This is a genomic window from Komagataeibacter ossonobensis, from assembly GCF_057359305.1.
In genome coordinates this window covers 1-6,293 of the sequence record NZ_JBXAYQ010000075.1, presented here as the reverse complement: position 1 = coordinate 6,293, position 6,293 = coordinate 1, and the positions used below count along the sequence as shown (strand labels likewise).

The window sequence follows — 6,293 nt, the reverse complement described above, 5'->3', positions numbered from 1 at the left end:
CCGCCAGGAATTTATGTGGAATACAATTTCACAACCTCAAAAAAGCAATTTTAAGGTTTCTTTAGGCGGGATATATGACCTGTACCTGACGTACCCACCAGCCAGTCTCTCAGTTTTGACCAACGTAGCCTTCCGCCCTGATTTCGCACAGCTATGGCCAGAGCCTTCTTCTGTCCCACAAGCACGACCAGCTTCCGGCCCCGTGTCACGCCGGTATAGAGCAGGTTCCGCGCCAGCATGGCGTAATGCTGCGTCACCAGCGGAATCACCACCGCCGGGTATTCCGAGCCCTGGCTCTTGTGGATGGTGGTGGCGTAGGCCGGCACCAGTTCGTCCAACTCGCCGAAGCCATAAACGACATCCCGTCCATCGAATGAGACCGTCAGTTCGCCCTCTTCCACATCGATCCTGCCGATAACGCCGAGGTCTCCATTGAAGACATCCCGGTCATAATCGTTGGCGATCTGCATCACCTTGTCGCCCGGACCATAGGTCCAGCCGAACCGCTCGACCTTCACCTCGTCCGGCGGGTTCAGCGCCTGCTGCAATTCGATATTCAGCGACCGCGCCCCAAGGCCACCCCGGTTCATCGGGCAAAGCACCTGCACGTCGCGAACCGGGTCCAGCCCGAACCGCGCCGGGATGCGATCCCTCACCACGGCCAGCAACTTGCGCAGCCCGACCTCGGGCTCGGCCGCCTCCACGAAGTAGAAATCCGATCCCTCTTCCGCGCTCAGTTCGGGCATCCTGCCCTCGTTGATCCGATGCGCATTGGTGATGATCCGGCTCTGTGCCGCCTGGCGGAACACCTCGGTCAGGCGCACCACAGGGACAGCATCGGAGCCGATGATGTCGGCCAGCACCTGCCCCGGTCCGACAGAAGGCAACTGGTCCACGTCGCCGACGATCAGCAGAGCCGCGCTGTCAGGTAACGCGCGCAGCAGGGAGCGCATCAGCAGCACGTCGACCATGCTGGCCTCGTCCACGACCAGCAGGTCGCAGGTCAGCGGGTTGGTATCGTCCCGCTTGAAGGTGCCATTGCCCGGATCCGTCTCCAGCAGTCTATGGATGGTCTTGCCTTCCAGCCCCGTGCTTTCCGACAGGCGCTTCGCCGCCCGGCCGGTCGGCGCGCAAAGTTGCACGTCTGTGCCCTTGGCAGTCACGATCTTCAGAATGGCGTTGACCAGCGTGGTCTTGCCCACGCCAGGACCACCCGTGATCACCAGCACCTTGCTACGCAGTGCAAGGCGCACCGCTTCCTGCTGGCTGGGCGCCATGGCAAGTCCGGTCTTGCCTTCCACCCAGGTCATGGCCTTTTCAGCATCGATCTCCGGCCAGGGCGGCCGACCCACGGCGCAGGCGCGCAATCGCTCGGCGATGCTCTGCTCCGCACGATACAGGCCGGCAAGGAAGATGCAACTCGTCTCTCCCACGCTATCAGCGACCACGTCTCCCGCTTCCAGCTCCAGCGCGAGGGCTGTTTCGATCAGAGGGGCGGCGACCTCCAGCAGTTCGGCGGTGCTGGTCAGGAGTTCACCGACCGGGAGGCCGCAATGCCCTTCATCCATCGCCTCACCAAGGGCATAGGAGATCCCGGCCCTCACCCGGATCATGGCATCAGGCGCGATCCCCATCTTCCGGGCGATCTGGTCGGCGGTCTTGAACCCGATGCCCCGGATGTCCTTCGCCAACCGATAGGGGTTCTCGCTGATCAGTCTGACCGCATCCTGCCCGTAGGTCTTGAAGATCCGTACCGCCCGCGACGTGCCGACGCCGTTGCTGTGCAGGAACAGCATGATCTCGCGGATCACCTTCTGGTCTGCCCAGCCACCGACAATCCGTTCGGCCCGCTTGGGACCAATGCCTGTCACTTCCCGCAGGCGATGCGGTTCCTGCTCGATCAGGTCGAACACGGCCTCGCCGAACGCTTTCACCAGTTTTTTGGCATAGACGGGACCAATGCCCCGGATCATGCCCGAGCCGAGATAGCGCTCTATGCCTTCGACCGTGGTCGGCGGACTGGCCTTGAGGAACTCCGCCTTGAACTGCAAGCCGTGGGTGTGGTCGTTGAACCAGCGCCCCGACATCTGCACGAACTCACCCGCCGAGATCATGGCGGCATGGCCGACGACAGTGACCAGATCGCGCTGCCCCCGCACCTTCACCCGCAGGACGCAGAAACCGTTCTCGGCATTGTGGAACGTCACCCGCTCCACGAGGCCGGCCAGCGCTTCCGTTTGGCATTGTTCTCCAACCACGGCACTGGTCATTCTGATTCTGTGAACGGAGAAGACACTTGGGAACCGCATGTTGCCGAAATTTCGCCAGGCGTTCGGCCATCCAGCGCTGGCTTATCTCGAAGCTTGTTTAACATTCCCTCCAATGCTTCAACGTCTCCGGACACGGCATCCCGTTCCTCTGGGCTTAACCAGACCTCTTCCAGTAAACGATTGGCTGCTTGCTGAGCGGCCAGGACAACGCCCTTGGCGCTTGGCTTCGGAATATTGAAATAACAGCGTGCGCATGCCATGCGATGCGGACAAGTGCTCCAAAACGCATTGCTACAGTAAGAATCACCTAAATCGTAATACTTCCAAGGTGCTCCATCCTTCGTTGCGCCTGCCGCAATAACCTCCTTATCAATAACAATTTCGATCATCCGCGCCGCCTGATCCGCCTTGGCAAACGCACTCGCCAATTGCGTAGGTTTCGACCGAACATAGCTCATCGTCGATTGAACGGACGTATGGCCGCACCATTTTGCCAAATCGAATATTGTCATTCCTTGCGGAACGCTGGCCAGCATAGAAACGGCTGAAGCCCGTCCACGGTGACTTGTAATACGGCCTTTACTGTCCTCAATCGGAATACCAGCCTTTTTGCACAAAAGCGGGATAACAGTCTGATTTAAAACTTCCTTCGCGATTGGCCTGTTCCGAAGTTGAAAGAGAAAATGTACATGTTCACCGGTTCGCCGATCAAGATGTTTGCGGGGTGACGCTCGTTTTTTCATCCAGGCCGTAATGTACTTATGAACAGCATGGCCGACCGGTTTAGTGTACGCGACCGAAGTTTTACCTTCCGGAACATCAAGCCAGCAGACCTGCCCTGCCGGAACGACGTTGCCAGACTGATCAACCACATCCTCTGATTGTTCGCGCGTGCAGCCGACCCGAAGTCGGGCGATCTCATTGCTCCGAAGGCCTGCATGTGTCCACACCACGGCGATTGCCTGCAACAGGGCGAATGGATAGAAACAGTCAGGAGAAAGATCGTCTGGTTCAATGTTGAAGCTGGCCCAGGTCAGTTTCAGCCAAGAAGCATCATCTATGGTCCTAGGATTTACGCCAAGATATTTCGCAATATTCTTCGGTGTCGAGAGATGATATCGCGGATTACACCGGAGCTGCGCCCATTCCCAACTCTGAATATCAGATAAAAACCGACGCATAACCTGATAATAAGCAACTTTCGTTGGAGCCTGTAGAGGCTGGCCAACTGTTGGGATCAGACGATAATCAAAGGTGGAACCGCCCCAATCGCCAATACGTAACCTGTCGACGGCGGCGAGATAGTCGGCACATACCGATACCGTCCATTGCTCTGGTCCTGTGACCTCAGGATGCTCGCGACCCAACCAGATTCCGATACGGGTCAGAGTGTTGTAAACTGCTCGCCTCGACCCTTCTCGCAAGGTTGTTGTTTCCAACCAACGTCGGCACCATGTCATCCACTCAGGATTGATATTATCAGTTTCAGTTCCATGACGAGGTTGGTATGCCCGGAAATGAATAACCTTCGATGTAAGCCCCATTGCGGCCAAACCGTTTGACAATATTCCAATCCGCTTGGCGATATGATTTCCTGTGTAACACTCTCGTGTATGTTCCAGTATCTTCCTATCAAAACTTTCAAGTTTTGGATTCTCGCCTTGTAATGCAACTGCAGCAAATACTGATGGTACGAGGGGCCGAACGGTCTGACAGACGAAGCCGACACGGGTTAGGGCCGAGAACAGACGCTCACATTCTGTATCAACAATCTCCGCTCCAAAAACCAATCGGGCAACGACAGCCGTCGCCACATTGCGTTGAATTTTGTACACGCTTCGAAAACCACACAGAAGATAAGCGACTGCAATCAACTGCGGTACCATTCCGGTTTTTTTCAGAACAGGACTATTATTGATAATCTCAACCCACAGGTCTTCACTCCACCCCCAGTAGGGTTTTTCCTGGTGTGCGACCGTCAGAAGCAAATACTTCAAAGCACGATGGCTGTTAGCGCGGTCGAGATTGCTGCGATACAGGATGTCCGTCAGAGGCTTATGAAGACGCGGAGCCTGCCGTTTCGTAATAACAAGATTTTCTTCTCTCCAACGTCTGACAACTTTTAATTCGTCTGCAGACAATGTCGCCCGTCTGTCGTATTCATCGAGATTAATGTGGAATTTGTATTCGGGCTGGATGTGAGAGCCTGTTTGGAAAGTCATGGATGAGCGTTTCTTCGGATGAGATTGGCCCCCATGGCGACGAAGATCATGGCCTGCGAGACATCGATGCGGCGCTCGTAATCGCGCACGAGGCGTCGCCAGCGGGTCATCCAACCGAACGTCCGTTCGACGACCCAGCGTCGGGACAGAACCTCGAAGCCTTTAGCCCCGTTACGGCGGCGGATGATCTCGACGACGAACTCCAGATAAGCCGCCTTGTCCATCAGTTGGAGGCGGTCATAGGCGCCATCGGCAAACAGGTGCTTCACCCAGGGCCAGCGTTTACGGATCGCATCCAGGATCATCTGTGCGCCTGCGCTGTCGGAGATGTCGGCCGGTGTCAGGTTGAGCATCAGCAGGCGCCCGTCCGTATCGACGGCGATATGCCGCTTGCGCCCGACCACTTTCTTACCGGCGTCATAACCCCTTGTCTTTGCATGAGGCGCCTTGACGCTTTGGCTGTCGATCACCCCGGCCGACGGACTGGCTTCACGACCCATCCGCTCCCGATCGAGCATCAATTCAACATCGTGGATCGTCTGAAACAGGAAACGCCGCGCCAGTTCCCGGAACCAGCCATAGACCGTTCGCCAATGCCCGAAATGGATCGGCAACATTCGCCAGCCACAGCCCGAGCGGACCAGATAGCGCACCGCGTTGATCACTTCGCGGAATTCAATTTCCCGCGGACGTCCCATGCGCCCAGGCTCAGGCATCAGTGGCGCGATCCGCGCCCATTCCTCATCCGTCATGTCAGACGGATAGCGCTTCGTCTTGCGGGTGATACTGGCCATCCGGCCTCTCTGCTCTGGCGTCCACATCCAGGGCTTGAATCACACCCTCACCGAATTTCCAAACAGGCTCTCACAGGCCATGATCTTCGTCGCCATGGGGGCCAATCTCATCCGAAGAAACGCTCATCCATGACTTTCCAAACAGGCTCTAACAGCCTGTCGGGTTGGTCATTTTGAGGGTTATAAGGCCGAGGCTGACCCGGCTTATGCCGCCTGAAGCCGTGCCATTCTTTTGCAGTTGTATGCGAGAGCGACGAGTGTCCATTCGGTCGTGACTTTTGCAAGGCTGCGCAGACTGAACCTTCTGAAGCCCATGATGCTTTTGATAATTCCAAAGACCGGCTCCACGGTCTGTTTTCGTAGTCTGTAAACATCTCCGGCTTCTGTGGTTTCCAGTCTCGCCTTCATGGCGAGCCGCCAGGGTTCGGTTATCCGGCGTGGCTCCTTTGCTTCGGGATGGGGTCGGAAGTCGTAAGGCCTGCGGGCACAGGGCCGTCCAATGGCGACCAGCGGATCAATGCCCTTTTCCTGCAGTTTCCGGACCGCCTGTCCGCTGGCGTAACCGGTGTCGGCAAGCACCTTCTCCGGGAGACCGATTGTGTCTTCCATCGACAGCACCGTGTCGGCAAAGGATGGCGCATCCGCTGACGTGGCGACAACGTCGGTTGTCACGATCAACTGACTGCCTTCGGCGCAGACCACGGCCTGGGCATTGTAAGCCTGCCGGAACTCGTGAGCGTCCGAACGCCGCATGAGGCGGCTGTCGGGATCGGTCAGACTGATCTGCCGGTCGGGTGGTGGTGGTTCATCATCGGGCGGTTTGGGCGCCCGGCCGCGACGCCCTGTTTTTGCGTCATACACCGCCTTCTTTTTCTCGTATGCCGATCGCGCCGCCTCGGCCTGCGCCTTCGCATCTGCTTCCAGCCGGGCGCAGGCTTCGTCCAGCTTCGCTTTCAGTGTTTCCCGTCGGGCAAGCGCTTCCGGCAATGCCTGCAGATCGCTGTCTA

4 protein-coding genes are annotated in these 6,293 nt (G+C 57.5%); all 4 read right to left on the bottom strand.

The genetic code is table 11. The features are described from left to right. Positions 1–50: 50 nt before the first annotated feature. Positions 51–2,270, bottom strand: coding sequence for an SF1B family DNA helicase RecD2 (gene recD2 / locus AC1RQ9_RS18190; RefSeq protein WP_110532155.1), 2,220 nt, complete (start codon positions 2,268–2,270; stop codon positions 51–53). Then, positions 2,267–4,492: a site-specific integrase gene (locus tag AC1RQ9_RS18185; RefSeq protein ID WP_082084853.1), complete on the bottom strand. Its 2,226-nt coding sequence runs from the start codon at positions 4,490–4,492 to the stop codon at positions 2,267–2,269. The genes recD2 and AC1RQ9_RS18185 overlap by 4 nt, the downstream gene beginning before the upstream one ends. Then, complete coding sequence (locus AC1RQ9_RS18180) at positions 4,489–5,313, bottom strand: IS5 family transposase (RefSeq protein ID WP_082770945.1); 825 nt, start codon at positions 5,311–5,313, stop codon at positions 4,489–4,491. Before AC1RQ9_RS18180 ends, AC1RQ9_RS18185 begins: the two co-directional genes overlap by 4 nt. 177 nt (positions 5,314–5,490) lie before the next feature. Next, positions 5,491–6,293 (bottom strand): transposase (locus AC1RQ9_RS18175; RefSeq protein ID WP_485988013.1); only part of this gene is annotated, 803 nt, incomplete at its 5' end.